This is a genomic window from Janthinobacterium sp. GW823-FHT01H08 (assembly GCF_058797855.1).
In genome coordinates this window covers 1,879,821-1,895,277 of sequence record NZ_CM179504.1, presented here as the reverse complement: position 1 = coordinate 1,895,277, position 15,457 = coordinate 1,879,821, and the positions used below count along the sequence as shown (strand labels likewise).

14 protein-coding genes are annotated in these 15,457 nt (G+C 60.4%); 3 read left to right on the top strand and 11 right to left on the bottom strand.

All coding sequences use genetic code 11. The features are described 5' to 3' along the window. The first annotated feature begins 326 nt into the window (after positions 1 to 326). Entirely contained in the window at positions 327 to 1,067 is a 741-nt protein-coding gene (locus AC3RCG_RS08435) for a PEP-CTERM sorting domain-containing protein (RefSeq protein ID WP_070289618.1), read from the top strand. A 54-nt stretch (positions 1,068 to 1,121) separates the two neighbouring features. Here AC3RCG_RS08435 and AC3RCG_RS08430 read toward each other — a convergent pair whose 3' ends face one another. The 3 genes from AC3RCG_RS08430 to AC3RCG_RS08420 all read right to left on the bottom strand — a co-directional run bounded on the left by AC3RCG_RS08430 (position 1,122) and on the right by AC3RCG_RS08420 (position 3,499). Then, entirely contained in the window at positions 1,122 to 2,132 is a 1,011-nt protein-coding gene (locus AC3RCG_RS08430; protein WP_256267282.1) for a TIGR03790 family protein, read from the bottom strand. Positions 2,133 to 2,287: 155 nt separating this feature from the next. After that, positions 2,288 to 2,866: an FxDxF family PEP-CTERM protein gene (locus tag AC3RCG_RS08425; protein WP_070312101.1), complete on the bottom strand. Its 579-nt coding sequence runs from the start codon at positions 2,864 to 2,866 to the stop codon at positions 2,288 to 2,290. Between the two features lie 78 nt (positions 2,867 to 2,944). Then, positions 2,945 to 3,499 (bottom strand): FxDxF family PEP-CTERM protein, encoded by a 555-nt coding sequence (locus AC3RCG_RS08420; RefSeq protein ID WP_070289617.1) that lies wholly within the window; start codon positions 3,497 to 3,499, stop codon positions 2,945 to 2,947. A 308-nt stretch (positions 3,500 to 3,807) separates the two neighbouring features. Here AC3RCG_RS08420 and AC3RCG_RS08415 point away from each other — a divergent pair, with 308 nt between their 5' ends. Next, positions 3,808 to 4,305: an LbetaH domain-containing protein gene (locus AC3RCG_RS08415; protein ID WP_240453560.1), complete on the top strand. Its 498-nt coding sequence runs from the start codon at positions 3,808 to 3,810 to the stop codon at positions 4,303 to 4,305. A 3-nt stretch (positions 4,306 to 4,308) separates the two neighbouring features. On the opposite strand, the gene AC3RCG_RS08410 is transcribed toward AC3RCG_RS08415, so the two are convergent. The 8 genes from AC3RCG_RS08410 to AC3RCG_RS08375 all read right to left on the bottom strand — a co-directional run bounded on the left by AC3RCG_RS08410 (position 4,309) and on the right by AC3RCG_RS08375 (position 13,857). After that, positions 4,309 to 5,739, bottom strand: a complete 1,431-nt coding sequence (locus AC3RCG_RS08410) for a mannose-1-phosphate guanylyltransferase/mannose-6-phosphate isomerase (protein ID WP_492403613.1) — start codon at positions 5,737 to 5,739, stop codon at positions 4,309 to 4,311. 14 nt (positions 5,740 to 5,753) lie between these two features. Next, positions 5,754 to 6,908, bottom strand: coding sequence for a nucleotidyltransferase family protein (locus AC3RCG_RS08405; RefSeq protein ID WP_070224571.1), 1,155 nt, complete (start codon positions 6,906 to 6,908; stop codon positions 5,754 to 5,756). A 156-nt stretch (positions 6,909 to 7,064) separates the two neighbouring features. Next, positions 7,065 to 8,174: a non-hydrolyzing UDP-N-acetylglucosamine 2-epimerase gene (wecB, locus tag AC3RCG_RS08400; protein WP_070224572.1), complete on the bottom strand. Its 1,110-nt coding sequence runs from the start codon at positions 8,172 to 8,174 to the stop codon at positions 7,065 to 7,067. Further along, positions 8,171 to 9,061 carry a hypothetical protein gene (locus AC3RCG_RS08395; RefSeq protein ID WP_070224573.1) on the bottom strand — a complete coding sequence of 297 codons (891 nt, stop codon included), beginning with the start codon at positions 9,059 to 9,061 and terminating at the stop codon, positions 8,171 to 8,173. The genes wecB and AC3RCG_RS08395 overlap by 4 nt, the downstream gene beginning before the upstream one ends. Before the next feature lie 47 nt (positions 9,062 to 9,108). Next, complete coding sequence (locus AC3RCG_RS08390; RefSeq protein ID WP_070312099.1) at positions 9,109 to 10,200, bottom strand: Gfo/Idh/MocA family protein; 1,092 nt, start codon at positions 10,198 to 10,200, stop codon at positions 9,109 to 9,111. Between the two features lie 74 nt (positions 10,201 to 10,274). After that, a complete protein-coding gene (locus tag AC3RCG_RS08385; protein WP_070224575.1) occupies positions 10,275 to 11,297 on the bottom strand; it encodes a DUF354 domain-containing protein in 1,023 nt (340 codons plus the stop codon). A 55-nt stretch (positions 11,298 to 11,352) separates the two neighbouring features. Continuing rightward, positions 11,353 to 12,633 (bottom strand): nucleotide sugar dehydrogenase, encoded by a 1,281-nt coding sequence (locus AC3RCG_RS08380; RefSeq protein WP_492403616.1) that lies wholly within the window; start codon positions 12,631 to 12,633, stop codon positions 11,353 to 11,355. A 96-nt stretch (positions 12,634 to 12,729) separates the two neighbouring features. Beyond that, positions 12,730 to 13,857, bottom strand: a complete 1,128-nt coding sequence (locus tag AC3RCG_RS08375) for a glycosyltransferase family 4 protein (RefSeq protein WP_227742127.1) — start codon at positions 13,855 to 13,857, stop codon at positions 12,730 to 12,732. Between the two features lie 404 nt (positions 13,858 to 14,261). On the opposite strand from AC3RCG_RS08375, the gene AC3RCG_RS08370 reads away from it, so the two are divergent. After that, positions 14,262 to 15,452, top strand: a complete 1,191-nt coding sequence (locus AC3RCG_RS08370) for a phenylacetate--CoA ligase family protein (protein ID WP_492490421.1) — start codon at positions 14,262 to 14,264, stop codon at positions 15,450 to 15,452. The last annotated feature ends 5 nt before the right edge of the window (positions 15,453 to 15,457 follow it).

Sequence of the window (15,457 nt, the reverse complement as noted above, 5' to 3'; positions counted from 1 at the left end):
TTTGATTAAGCCGAATGGAGTAAAGCCTCGTCCGTCAGCTATTTCCGATGCCTGCTGAAACGTATTTTATGAACAACATATGGCACCGTGTGGCAAGTCAAAAAGACGCCGCCAGGAAAAATGTGATATATTTCAGGCAAATAAATTTTGTTCCTGACAACAACAACCAGCTTCGCAACAATGAGAGCAGGCCCCAGCCTCGCTTGCCTCTTGGGATGCACATCCGGCCATGCACACAAAGGTCGCATTACCGGTAGCAATATTAATCGCATCACGAACGGACAGCGCACGGCGCGACGCTCGCATGCATTCTGAAGAGATAGACCATGTTAAAACCACGCAAGCAATACTCCGTTTTCTGCGCCGCCATGGCGGCAGCCCTGTTCATGACGGCCGGATTGGCGCAGGCACAGACAGTTGCGGCACAGGCCAATGCGGACAGCAAGCGCTGCGAAGCGGGCAATGCGGATGGCGGCGGCAAGGGCGCCGAATTCAACCCCGACAGTTCAAGCAGCGCCTGCAGCCTGGCGAATGGTTTCGTCAACTTTGGCGCGCGCAGCAATGACGGCGTTGGCTCGACGCCCGAATTTGGTACCGGCGAGTCAGACCAGGTATTGCGCACGCCTGCATTTTCCGGCAATGGCCATCGTCTGGCCAACGCTCTGGGACAGCCTGCCGATGCAGGATACGGCGCCAATGCCAGCCTGCTGGCCAGCACCGGCCAGCACCATTTCGGCAGCCGCGATTTCGTGTATGCGCAGGAAGAACCAGCCATCGAGGGCCGTGGCTATCAAGCTGGCCGCAGCCTGCGTGCCGGCGACGTGTATGAACCGCTGCTGGTCTCGTCTGGCGGCGGCATCGCGCCGCCGGCCGGTGGCGGCGGTGTCGGCGGCGGAGGCGCCAGCGGCGGTTTCGACCGCAGCGGCGGCGGCGCGATCGGCACGGGCGGCAGTGGTGTCGTAGTGCCGCCGATTCCTCCCGTACCGGAACCGGAAACCTATGTGATGTTGCTGGCAGGCCTGGGACTGCTGAGCTGGATCGGCCGCCGCCGCAACGGCAAGGCATAAAAAAAATGGCTCATACGAGCCATTTTTTTTGCCTTCAATCACGCCAGCATGCCGTCAGCGGCGGAAGCTGGCGTAGGGCGCCGCCAGAGGATCGCCGATGAACAGCCCCTGCGCCGGCCAGGCGACGCTGCCCCAGTACGCTTCAAGCGCCGTCATGCCGCTCAGGTAGCGGCGCAGCAGCACCGTGGGGTTAGGAAATTTCTGCCAATAATTACAGGGCTCGCTGACGGTGCCGTAACTGGCGGTCGCGCCCGCTTCCAGCCAACGCTGGCTGCTCATCTGCGCCGTGCCCTGCAAATCGCCGCCAAACGACGTCAGGTGGTCGGCCAGAGCGCCCGGCAGAAAACGCAAGGTATCGAGCTTGTCCACCTTCGCCATGCCCGTCTGGTACACCATGATGTCCTGTGCGCCTTCCAGCACATCGGCCTTCATGTTCTTGATCGTCAGCTTGCGTTGGCGCACCACTCCGGCCGGTGGAAAAAATGCCGCGCGGCTGTTGCGCGCGCCTTCGCTCGTGTTCAGGTAATAGGCACTGGCGGCCGGCACGGCAAAACCGCTGGCCGTGCCGCGATCGACGACCGCCTTGGCCTCTTCGACAAAATCGATGGGCAGCAACATCGACAGACGCATGCCCAGCTGGCTGAATGGCTGGGCCGTATCGCTGTTGAAATAGGTACTGGGCTTGCCGGCGCCGCAGCTCTTCGAACACTGCCCGGCGTCATATCCCAAGGTAAAGGCCGAGGTGATGGAATTGCATTCGACCGCATACGGCGCGCTCCATACCATCAGCACCGCCTGGATACCTGGCTTCAGCTGGCCGTCGATGCGCTCCTTCAGTTGAGCGAACTGGTCCATGCTCAGCTTGCGCGGCCGGTTTGGAATATGCACATGCACGATATTGGCGGCAGGAATGGCATGCGCCTGGCGGTAATACTCCCCCACCTCGATACTGTTCGGTTCAGCATCATTGATGACGATGGCCAATTGTGACGGCTGCAAGCCGGGTGCGGCGCCATGGGCGCTACTGGCCAGCAATGCCAGCGACAGACAGAATGAAATACGCAATGGGGTACCGGGAAAAAATACACGTGCGATTGATCAAAACGGCCGTTTGCCGGCCGCCCATGGTGCCAACAATTATAGCCTTGAAAATAGCCGCGGAAGCGCTGCAAAAAAAAACGGAGGCCGAGGCCTCCGCTTTTCCGTTCACGCCACGGCCATCACGCCTGCTGCTTGCGGCGGCGCGCCATGAAACCCACAAGGCCCAGACCTGCCAGCAACATGGCATAGGTTTCCGGTTCCGGCACGGGATTGACGGACACGTTGCCGCTATAGCTGCCGCCGGCCGCCGAGGCCACGTAGCCATTCACTTCCAGGAAGTAGTCGCCGGCGCCCAGCGGCGCTGTGTTCGACGACAGGACCCAGGCCTGGTCCGCCGCCGTGAAGTTCAACAGGTCCAGCGTTCCTTGCAAGACGACGCCGCCGGCATTCTTCAGACTGAAACCCGTCAAGGTCAGGCCCGAGTTCAGGCTGGGCTTCAGGGAAGTGGCCAGGCCGCTAAAATCATTACTACCGGTCAAGGTGAACAGGAATTTGTCGCTGAAGAAATTGTGCTCGACGCCGGCCAACTGGCCCGGTGCCAGCGTAAACGAGCCGAACAGGTTGCTGCCCGAATAATCGAGCAAGTCCTGCGTCAGGTCGACAGGCGCGTGGCTGATGTCGACGGGGGCGGCTTGCGCGCCCAGGCTGCTGCCGGCCAGCATGATCGCCAGGAACAGGGATTTGAGAATTTTGTTCATACTTTTCACCAAGGAAACAGCGGCCGGCACAGGCTGGCCGCAAGATAAAAATGCGGAAGGAAAGCGGTGCAGCGGTGCTCAGGCAGACTTCTGGCGGCGGCGCGCCAGGAAGCCCAGCAGACCCAGGCCACCCAGCAGCATGCCGTAGCTTGCCGGTTCCGGCACAGCCGACACCAGACTGCCGTTGCCGCTGAAGGTGGCGCCCGCGCCCGAAACGAGGTTGCCGCTAACCTTGACGTAATAGGAACCGGCCGCCAGGTTGGCAAAAGACAAGGTCCACTTGTCATCCTTGCCCGTCAATACCTGCGCGCCCTGCAACAGGCTGTGATTGGCGCTGTCGTACAGGCCCAGGCCCGTCAGGTTCAAGCCATTCGCCGCGCTCGTGCTGGTCGACGTGACCACCAGGCTCACATTGCTGAACTGTGCCACGTTGAACGTGAAGTGGTCGTTGAAAAAGTTGTCTTTATTGCCGGATTTAAACTTGTCGCCAAAGGTCAGCGATCCGCCATTCGCCAGCGTCACGGCCGTCGGCACGGAGCTGATGTCGACAACGGCGGCTGCTGCTGCCTGGGAAAACAGGGCGGCACCGGCAAATGCCACGGTGGCCACAGCTGAGCAAATATGTTTCTTCATGCGATTCCACCAAACGTAATTGCAGACAATAAATTGCCTACGGGAATTGAATTAATTTAACCAAGGAGAATAGTATCATAAAGCAATTTATTTGATTATTCTTTTTTTAATAAATAGTTTCTTTATAGCATCAAATTCGGATGCCGGCTTGTTACCGTGGCGTGCGCAAACATAGTAAAGATATAATCAGTACCAACGACAACAGGAGGGGAAGACGTGGTGAATGTATGACAACCTGGACAGCATTAAAGGCAGACACGTATCGGCTATTCGGTCGCAGCAGCTGGCCCTTGACCTTCAAGGAAATCTTGCGCAGTAGAACCTTCCGTGTCGTCGCCACCGCCCGCCTCTGCCAGGCGGTATCGCAGGCGCGCGGCCTGTGGCCCGTATTTCTTCCATTCTGCAAGCTCGTGCATCGTTATGCGGCCAGCCAGGCGGGGGTGGATTTCCCTTGGAGGGCGCAGATAGGCCCCGGATTTGCCCTCACGCATGGCTGGGGCATGGTGATGAGCCCGGGTGCCGTCATCGGCCGCAATGTCACGCTGTTCCATGGTGTCACGCTGGGCCGTCGCGACCGCATTGCCAGGGATGGCCAGCGCGTCACCGGCTACCCGACCCTGGAAGATGAGGTGTGGGTCGGCCCGCACGCCATCATCACGGGCGGCATCACCATCGGGCGCGGCAGCCGCATCGGAGGCGGCGCCGTCGTCACGGAAGACATCCCGCCGTATTCCATCGTGGTGGGCAACCCTGGCAAGGTCGTCAAGAGCGGCTGCACGCCGGACGTAATGCACCGCGTGCCCTGAGCCTCAGGCGCGCTGGTAGGCATCGGCATAGCGCACGATATCGTCCTCTCCCAGATAACTGCCGGTCTGCACCTCGATCAGGTGCAGCGGCAGCTTGCCGGGGTTTTCCAGGCGATGCGTCATACCGATGGGAATGTAGGTGGATTCGTTTTCCGTCAGTAATTTGACAGTCTCGCCACAGGTGACCCGGGCCGTGCCGCGCACGACTACCCAATGCTCGGCGCGGTGATGGTGCATCTGCAGCGACAGTTGCCCGCCGGGATTGACGACGATGCGCTTGACCTGGAAGCGCTCGCCCATATCGATGCCTTCGTAGCTGCCCCAGGGCCGGTACACGAGGCGGTGCTGGACGTGTTCCGTGCGCGCATGCCGCTCCAGGTGCTCGACCACCTGCCGCACGCGCTGCACCTGGTCGCGGTGCGCCACCAGCACGGCGTCATCGGTCTCGACGATCACCAGGTCATCCACCCCGAGTACGGCCAGCATGCGGCTGCCGGCACGCACCAGGCAATTGTGCACGCCATCGAGATAGGCATCGCCGCGCACGACATTGCCATGCTCGTCGCCGGGCAAGGCTTGCCACAGGGCCGACCAGGAACCGATATCGCTCCAGCCGATGGCGGCCGGCACGACCACGGCCCGCTGCGTGTGTTCCATCACTGCATGGTCGATCGAAACGCTGCGGCAGCGGGCAAAGGCGGCAGGATCGAGGCGAAAAAAGTCGAGGTCGCGGCAGCCGTGCGCGACGGCCAGCTCGCAGTCCCCCAGCATGGCAGGTTCCAGCATCCGCAACTCGCCGAGACAGGCGGCGGCGCGCAACAGGAACATGCCGCTGTTCCACAGGTAACGGTCATCGGAAAGAAATGCGCGGGCTGTGGGCAAGTCCGGTTTTTCCACGAAGCGCTCGACCTGCCGTCCTTGCGCCGAACCAGGCAGGGAGGCGCCGGCAAGGATATAGCCGTAGCCCGTCTCGGCGGCGGTCGGCAAGATGCCGAAGGTGGCCAGCGCGCCCGCGTCGGCCAGCGGCGCGGCTTGCGCGATCGCCTGGTGAAACGCGGCCACGTCGCCGACCAGATGGTCGGCCGGCATGATCAGCATCAGGGCATCGGCATCGTGCGCCAGCAGATATTGCGCGGCGACCGCCATGGCCGGTGCCGTGTTGCGTCCCAGCGGCTCCAGCAGAATGGCCAGCGGCGCGACGCCGACCTGGCGCAGCTGTTCAGCCACCATGAAACGGTGCTCATTGCCGCACACCAGCAGCGGCGGCATGACCGCCAGCCCGACATCGCCCAGGTCCCGCACGCGCAACACGGTTTCCTGCAGCAGCGTCTGGCTTGATACCAGCGGCAACAATTGCTTGGGCAGCGCCTGGCGCGACAGCGGCCATAGACGGCTACCGGAGCCTCCCGACAAGATCACTGGATAGATGTTCATGTCGGGGCTCCTGGTTATTTGACTGCGCGCAGTTGCGTGGACATCTCGGCACGCCGGCGGTTGCGCCGGTCGCGCGCATTGGCCCAGGCATCGGGCTCATACTGCGATGCGTGCCGCATCTCGCCGGCCCGGTCGACGCTGTAATCCTTGAAGACGATCATTTCATCGAGCACCACGCCGGGCAGCACGCGCGTGTACTCGAACAGCACGCTGCGCACCACTTCGGCGCCCGCGCACACGTGACTGCCGTGGCCGATCCACGTCGGCCCGATGATCGTCGCGCCCGCCTCGATGCGGCTGCCCGAACCGATGTAGACGGGGCCTTCGATGCGCGTGCCGCCACTCCAGTCGATGCTGGTATTCAAGCCGACCCACAGGCCGTCGTCGATCTGGATACCGGGCACGTCCAGCTGGGCCACTTCCCCCATCAGCACGCTTTGCAGCACTTCCCAGTAATCCTTGACGCTGCCGATATCGATCCAGTTGTAGTTGCGTTTTTGCGCATAGAAAGGCAATCCCTTCTCGACCAGCAAGGGGAACAGTTCCGAGCCGATATCGAACGGCCGGTCACTGGGAATCAGTTCCAGCACTTCGGGTTCGAAAATATAGATGCCCGTGCTGACGCAATTGGACAACGCATCGGCCTGCGCCGGTTTTTCCTGGAAGGCGCGGATACGGCCGTCGGCATCGCTGACCACCACGCCATAGCTCGACACCTTGTCCCACGGCACTTCGAGCGTGATGACGGACGCCAGCGCGCCCTTGCGGCGGTGTTCGAACAGGGCAGACTTGATGTCGAGGTCGATCAAGGCATCGCCGCACAGCACGATGGTGGTTTCATCGAAAAAGTTGCCGAATTCCTGGATCTTCTTCATGCCGCCTGCCGACCCCAGCGGCTCGGGCACGACTTCGCCTGCGTCATTCGTGTAACCTTCGAAGGAATAGCCGATCTGCACGCCGAACTGGTGCCCCTCGCCGAAATACTCCTCGATTTTTTCATGCAGATAGCTGACATTGACCATGATTTCGGTAATGCCGTAACGGGACAGATGCTCGACCAGGTAAGCCATCACCGGCTTGCCCAGGATGGGTATCATCGGTTTCGGTAAATCATAGGTCAGAGGGCGCACGCGAGTGCCCTTGCCTGCAGCCAGTATCATTGCTTTCATCGTCGATCGCTTTCCATCGTTGTTTGGGGTGGATGCGGCGCCCGGCCGGCGTATCGCCAGCCATCGGCCATCTTGCAAGCGCATGGGCGGCGCTATCCATGTCCGCCCTGTGCGCCCGTCCAATCCTCTTTCAGCCTATCCCTTGCCTGCCGCTGCCTATGCCAGTTCCTGGTCCAGTTGCGCCACGATGCGCTGCGCGGCCTGTCCATCCCACAGATACGGACGGCGGCCCTGCTTGCCTTCGCCGCGCAGCACCTTGCGCGCCTCGGCCACGATGCGCAGCGGATCCGTGCCAGCCAGGACATTGCTGCCCTCGTCGACGGTGACGGGACGCTCCGTGGTCTCGCGTATCGTGATGCAGGGCACGCCCAGCGCCGTGGTTTCTTCCTGCAAGCCGCCGCTGTCGGTCAGCACCAGCGCCGCATCCTTCCACAGGTCGAGGAAGGCCATGTAGCTTTGCGGCCCCACCAGCGTGATGTTCGGCCCCAGGTCGATGCCAAACTTGTCGAGGTTGGCGCGCGTACGCGGATGCACGGGAAAGATCAGGGGTAGTTCTGCGGCGATCTCGACCAGCGCGCCAGCCACCTTGCGCATGTCTTCGGCGCTGTCGACATTGCTCGGACGATGCAGGGTCACCACGCCATAGCGGGCTCCAGCGCCGCTGTGCGCCGCCTTGAAGGCCGACGCCTCGAATTGCCGCGGCGATTCGCGGCCCAGCTTTTCAGCCTGGTACAGCACGTTGTCGACCATTACGTGACCCACGTAATGCACGGCGGCATCCGGCTTGCCTTCGCGCCGCAAATGCTCGACGGCGCTCGGCTCGGTAACGAAGAACCAGTCCGAGATACTGTCCGTCACGAGACGGTTGATCTCTTCCGGCATGCCCATGTCGCCGCTGCGCAGGCCGGCCTCCACGTGTGCCACGGGAATGCCGAGCTTTTTCGCCGCGATGGAGCAAGCCAGCGTGGAATTGACGTCGCCCACCACCAGCACGGCGGCAGGCCGTTCGGCCTTGCATAGCTGTTCGAAGGCCAGCATGATCTTTCCCGTCTGTTCCGCGTGCGTGCCGCCGCCTGCCGCCATGAAGACGTCCGGTTCGGGAATGCCCAACTCTTCGAAAAACACGTCGTTCATCTCGCGGTCATAGTGCTGGCCCGTGTGGATGATCTTGAATGCCAGGCGCGCATGGCCTTGCAACGCGCGCACGATAGGCGCGATCTTCATGAAATTGGGCCGTGCGCCGGCCACCAGGTAGACCGTCTTCATGATGCCTCCCCCTGTGCCACTGGCCAGTAGCGGTCCACCAGTTCGCGCGTATTGCGGATATTGCCGCGGCTGGAGGCGCCAAAGACGATGGATTCGATGTTCGGCTGCTGGCACACCCATTCGATCGCTTCTTCGGGAGCGATCGCGCCCGAGGCGAAGACGGACATGGCGATCGCGCGGAACTTGCGGTCGCGCAAGGCGCTCTGGTAGGCATCGAAGCCGCCGGACATGCGGAAGCCCACCTTGTTGATGTTCGAGCAGACGATGGGGTTGTCGATGCCCTGCTCTTCGAGCACGTCGAGCAGCATCGGCAGGTTCATCGTGATGAAGCCGGGCTCGGCGTTGTAGCGCTTGCGCACGTGGTTGGCGAAGATCGAGAAGGCGTCCTTGAAGCCCAGGCCCAGCAGCAGGTCGACCACCACGTTCTGCAGGAAGATCACGGGCGTATTCAGGCCGGCAAACATCTTCATTTCCGCATCCACCAGCAGGGTAATGATGCCTTCGATATCCTTGGTCGCCAATGCCTTGCCGCCACGCAGGGCGGCATTCAGGAAGCCTTCATCGGGCGTAAAACGCTTGAGCGCGCCCATGATGCCGTCTTCCGTGACGGCATTCGCATATTTGTGGGCATACGGCATGCAAGGCATGAATTTGAAGTCCTTGTAGCGCACCGGGTCGGCACGCATGTGATCGCACACCTGTGCGATACGGTCATGGGTCGTGCACATGAAGGATTTCACCCCTTCATCGTAGGCATTATCGAGCACCTTGATAACGGCCTTGATATCCTGGAAACGCATGGCCTGGGCCCGCGCTTTTTCCTCCGACATATGATTCACACCGAAGAACTGATTATCACCAAATAACAAACGATCGAGTTGATCCATTTCCTGCTCCATTCATATTTCGTATCGAAATCCTGCTGCGCGGCATGTCAGCGGCCAAAAAAGAAACCTTTTTTCTTTTTCGGCTGTTCTGGCAAGGCATCGCCGGACAGCACGCCAGGACCTTTTTCCGCGTCGGCGATCAGCATCGAGATCACGCGGTCGGTCGCCAGCGCCGAGGCGAACGAGTTGACATTGTCGTCCGCGCGCTTGTCGACGATGCAACGGACGAAGTAATCGAGCTGGGCCGAGTATTCCTCGCCGCGCAGGTAAAAGTCGACCGGTTCCGTCAATTCCGTGGTATTGCGCACGGTCCAGCCTTCGCCATAGCCTTCCGGTGCGCCGCTGGCGTCGCGCAGGTAGACCTGGACTTCCTGGCGGTCGGCGGTGATGCGGCCATTCTTGCCCCACACGCTGATCTTCGTCGACATCTTGCGGTAGGATTCGTCGCTCCAGTTGACGGACAGCTGGGCGCTCTTGCCATCGGCGTAATACAGGGTGGAAAACACTTCATCGTCCGTGTCAGCGGAGAAAATCTTGTTGAGTACGGAGCCGCCCACGCCGCGCGGCGCGCCGAAATACCAGTTCAGCAGGTTCAGCGGATGGGCCGCATAGTCATACAGGCAGCCGCCGCCTTCCGAACGCTGGGTACGCCAGGTGGAGCCTTTCGGCTTCAGCACTACCGGGCCATAGGCCTCGGCCAGCATATGCGTCACTTCACCGATCACACCCACGTCCAGCAGGCGCTTGACCTCCTGGAAGGCGCCGACGAAGCGGTAGTGGTAGCCGACCTGGTTGACCAGGCCTTTTTCCGCCGCCAGGCGGGTCGCCTGCTCGCCTTCCTCGGTATCGAGGCAGAAAGGCTTTTCGCAAAACACATGAATATTCTTGTTCAGCGCGGCCAGCACCATCTTGCCGTGCATGCTGGACGGCGTCGCGATGATCACGGCATCGAGTTCCTGTTCACTGAGCATGAGGTCGAAGTCCGTATAGGTCTTGACGCCCGTATATTTACCCAGGATGTCGAGCATGTAGCCGGTGGCGTCGCAGACGGCCGCCAGCGTGACACCGGGATGTGCATTGATCATCGAGTGATGGGACAAGCCCATCTTGCCCAAGCCTACTACTGCGAGGCGTATCATATTGTCCTGTCCTTTAGCGCTGCCGGGACGCTGACGGCCCGTGCCGCCATCGTCCCGTATGTTGTTAATCAAATTTAGCCGTTGACGAGCTGCCGCTTGACCAGGTCATACGCGGCGCGGCCCTTTTCCAGCAAGCTGCGATTCGGTGGTTGCTGCGTGGCGCTGTCCAGGTAGGCCAGCGCCTGCGCAGCCGTCAGGTCGGGCCGGTGTTCGAAGGCACCTACCTCCAGCAGGTGGCGGTCGACGTCGAGCAAGGCATCCTGGTAAACGGAGATGGTGGGAATGCCCAGCACGGCCATCTCGCGCGTCATGGTGCCGCCGGCGCCGATGAACAGGTCGCAATCGGGCGCGATATCGGCGATGTCGAGGGCAGTGGTGACCACGCGCACGCCAGCAAACTTGGGATCCTGGTAATGCACGCCCTGCTCTTTTCCTCGCGGCAATAACACGATATCGACCCGGTCTTTCATACCCAACAGCAACTCATCAAGGAAGTTGCGGCTGCCCTTGTAATATTGGGCCGTCCATGGTTCCGGACGGATATACACCACGTGCCGCGCGCGCCCTGCCCGCTGCTGCACTCCCTTGGCGCCGAGGCGCTGATCAAGTTCCCACAGGTAAATCCCTTCCTTGACGCCCGGATAATGCAAGACCTTGCGCGGATTGGCCCACTGCTTCTTGAGTTTTTCCATACCGAGAAACTCCGGCACCATGATGCGGTTGGCAAACAAGAACGCCGGGATATTGCCTGCCGCATGCTCGTTATCGTTCATGTAGATGGAGCGGATGCCCATCAGGCGTGCCGCCACCGGCGAATGGAAAGAGCTCTGCGAGATCGCCACGTCGATTTTCTTGCCGCTCAAAAAGCGGCACAGCTGGTAGACGCGCACGGGGAAACCAAACAGCTTGGCCGACAGCTGGCCGCCGTAATGCTTGCCCACCACCGTGTACTTAAAGCCATGCAAGTCGAGCAGCTCGACCGTATTGGCCAGCGGCCGGCACGTGATCACGACCTCGTGTTCGCGTTCCAGTTCGCGGATCATGGCCGCAAACATATTGATGTGCGGCGAGTTGGTCAGTTCAAACCAGATACGCATGAATTACCCTTGCAACAATGAAAAAAGATGCCGCGCTGCTGCGCGGCGCCGGCCCTTACAGGCGCCAGACCTTGATGCCTGCCTCTTCCAGCGCCTGCTGGTCGAAACACGCCTTGACGTCGATGAAGCAGCCGCTCTTGATCAGCTTGCGTTGCAACTCTTCCACCGGCAGGTCGAGCAATTGCTGATGCGATACGGCCGCCACGATCGCGTCGGCGCGCGGCAGTTCTTCCCAGCTGAACAGGCGCACGCCATACTCGTGCATCGCCTCTTCCTGTTCCGCATATGGATCGTGCACGAATACTTCCACGCCGTAGGTTTTCAGTTCGCGGATGACGTCGCCCACCTTGGAATTGCGCAGGTCGGCGCAGTTTTCCTTGAACGTCAGGCCCAGCACGTTGACGCGGGCGCCCTTGATGTAGCTGCCCGAGGCGATCATGTTCTTGATGGTCTGCTCGGCGATATACTTGCCCATGCCATCGTTGATGCGGCGCCCGGCCAGAATCACCTGCGGGTGATAGCCGAGCATTTCCGCCTTGTGCGTCAGGTAGTACGGGTCGACCCCGATGCAATGGCCACCCACGAGGCCCGGCGAGAACTTCAGGAAATTCCACTTGGTGCCGGCCGCCTTCAGCACTTCCGACGTATCGATGCCGATTTTGTCAAAAATGATCGCCAACTCGTTCATCAGCGCGATATTCAGATCGCGCTGGGTGTTTTCGATCACCTTGCAGGCCTCCGCCGCCTTGATGCTGGAGCAGCGGTGCACACCCGGCTCGACGATGCTTTCATACATGGTGGCAACGCGTTCGAGCGTCTGCGGCGTATCGCCCGAGACCACTTTGATGACATTCGTCAACATATGCTTGCGGTCGCCCGGATTGATACGCTCGGGGGAATAGCCGACAAAAAAGTCCTGCTTCCACTTCAAGCCGGAGGCCTCTTCCAGCACGGGGATGCACACCTCTTCGGTCGCGCCCGGATACACGGTCGATTCATAGACGACGATGGCGCCCTTTTTCAGGTACTGGCCCACCGTGCGGCTGGCGCCGATCAAGGGCGAGAAGTCCGGATTATGGGCTTGGTCGACGGGGGTCGGCACGGCCACGATGATAATATCGGCCTCGGCCAGTATTTGCGGCTCGGACGAATACTCGGCCTGCACGGCCGCGGCCATTTGCTGGTCGCTCAGTTCGCGCGAGGGATCCGTGCCGCGCTGGCAAGACTGAACTTTCTCGACGGAAATATCAAAGCCAATGGTACGCCCCAGCTTGCCAAACTCCACGACCAAGGGCAGGCCTACGTAGCCCAGGCCAATCACTGCAATTGTTGTCATAACAAAACCTTCAAAAAATTCAATATTTGCCAGGCAGATACCTGGCCATCCTGACAGCGGCACTACGCTCCAGCAGCAAGCCTATCCATCACCTGGCTACGGCGCCGCCGGTCCTTCCAGCTCCCGGTAAAGGCTGGCCAGCTGAGCCATTACCACTTGCGTACTAAAACGCTCGGCGACGGTGGCACGCGCCTGCTCTCCGATGCGGCGGCGCAGCGTGATATCCGTCAATAAACGGCTAAATGCCGCGGCAAGCGCCTCAACATCGCCCGGCGGCACCAGCAAGCCATTGACCTGGTCATAGACGGCTTCGGGAATTCCACCGACCGGTGTCACGACTATCGCCTTGCCAGTGGCCATCGCTTCCAACATCGACATAGGCAAGCCCTCGTCGTGCGATGGCAGGGTAAATACCGCCGCGCGGGCCAATTGCTCGTCGCGTTCCTGCGTGCCAATCCAGCCGAGAATGCTCACATGCGCGCCGATCTGCAAGCGCTCTACCGTCAGCGCGATCTCCTGGAGGTCGCCGTCACCGCCGATCACCAGCATGACTTCAGGATACTCCTGCTTCAGCAGCGCAATAGCGTCGAGCAATTCAAAGATGCCTTTGCGCTTTTCGGCCCTTCCCAGAAACAGAATGCGTCCCGCCTCTTCCCGCGCCGGCTCCTGCAGCACCGGCATGGAGACCGAATTGGCCACCACCCGCAGGCGGGCCGTCGGCGCCAGTTCACGCAAGAAACCGCTCCAGCTTTCCGACAGGGTCACCACCATGGAACTGCTGGCCAGAGTGCGGCGTATCCACCAGCGGGCCAGCGGGCCCGATTCGACATTCGCAAACTGCCGAAATTCGGCGCCATGCAAATGAAAGATCGTCTTGCGGCCCAACAGCCTCGCCGTGAGCAATATCAATGATTTCCGGTAAAAGCTGGCGCGCGACGCAGAATGCACATGCACGATGGCCGGACGCTGCGTCAGACACAGCCAGGCTACCGTGCACACGGCGCCAATGGCCGTGCCCAGCTTGCGCACGCCCCCCCCTTGCGCATGCGTGGCGATATAGCGCACCGCGTTCTCTTTAAAAAAACCTTGTTGTTGCAGCACAGCGACAACGGTGGCGATGCCGCCCTTTCCGCCAGGATGGGTGCCTACCATCAGTACCTTGCATCCAGCCTTCATCCAGCCCCCAAATTTTTTATCCAGTACATGTCGGACTACGACAACCATTGCATTTTTTTTATTCTCACATATTCCCGTAGCGCGCACGCGATACATTTTGCACCACAGCAAAACTGTTATTGTTGTGCTTATAAAGAGTGACTATTGTACAACAAAAATACTTCTTTAAAATTAACTTTTTCAATCGAATCGCGGAACGCGACATCTTTGCCTGGATACGTCAGAATGCGTACAGCAGTCAAAAAAATATTGTATTATGAATAATTGTCATGCCATGCACGGAAGAATCACAGGTTCGGCGTGCAGACTAGCAACACCCGACCCGAGACACGCAATTAGCTGCACATACGGGGACAGCGTTCCCGTGCGGCGCAAGAATAGAGAGTACAAGAATGACTTTAGCGTTGCGCTACAAATTGATCGACCTTGCACGCGGCACCGATTCGATCGGCTTGCTCAAGACACTGCGCCACTGGCAATACGATGACCATACCGCCATGCAGGCCAGGGAGCGCAGTCAGCTCAATGACTACTTTGATGCAATGCGGCACGCCCTGCCCCTGTTCCGCGACGTCAGCCATTTTGAAGCGCTGCCCGTGCTGGACAAGCGTTTTATCAATACCCATCGCGAACAACTGATCAACCCCCACTACAAGGGCAAGGTCGTGCGCAAGAAAACAGGTGGCTCCACGGGCGAACCGCTGGTGTACTACACAGGCAATGAAGCCCAGTCCTACCTGTGGGCCGGCATTTTCCTCGCCTGGGAAGCGGCCGGCTACCAGTTGGGCGACAAGGTGGCTTTTCTTGCCGGCTCCTCCCTGTTTGGCACCGGTTACAAACAGCGCATCTACTACCGCTTGCTGAATGTCAGCGTCCTGTCCGCGTTCGACATGTCGCCAGCACGCATGGATGAATATGATGCTAACCTGAGCCAGGGCGGCTTCCGGCTGCTGTACGGCTATGCCTCGGCCGTCCACCGGTTGGCCCGGCACAGGCTGGCATCTGGCCAGCGCCTGCACCACGTGCTACGCGGCATTGTGTGTACGGCAGAAGTACTGACGCCGGCCATGCGGGCCGATATCGAAGCCGCCTTTGGCGTGCCATGCTACAGCCAGTATGGCTGCAACGAAGCTGGGGTTTCAGCCTTCGAATGCGAGCACCGCGACGGCTTCCACCTAATCTCGTCGCGTAGCCACGCGGAAATCTTGCCTGATGGGCGGCTGATCTCGACGGACATGGCAAATCGCGCGATGTTTCTGCCGCGCTGCGATACGGGGGATCTGGTGCGCATGTCGAGCCGGCTGTGCGCGTGCGGCCGCAGCCTGCCACTGATCGATGAAGTCGGCGGGCGGCAGAACGACATGGTGGTTGACCCGCACGGCGCGGCCGTCCATTCAGAATTTTTCACCCACCTTTTCCGCGAAGACCCCCATATTCACGCGTTTCAAGTGGTGTTCGACGAGCAGCGCCTGGAAATCAACCTGCATGGCACAGCGAATGGCAGGCAGGCGCTCGACGACGAGTATCGCCGACGCATCGGCGCATCGCTGGCATTTGAGCAGCTGGACTTCATTCACAACGCGCCCTTCCTGGTGCAGGCGAACGGCAAGCACCGCTTCGTGATCCGGCGTCCCGCTGCCTGAAGTAA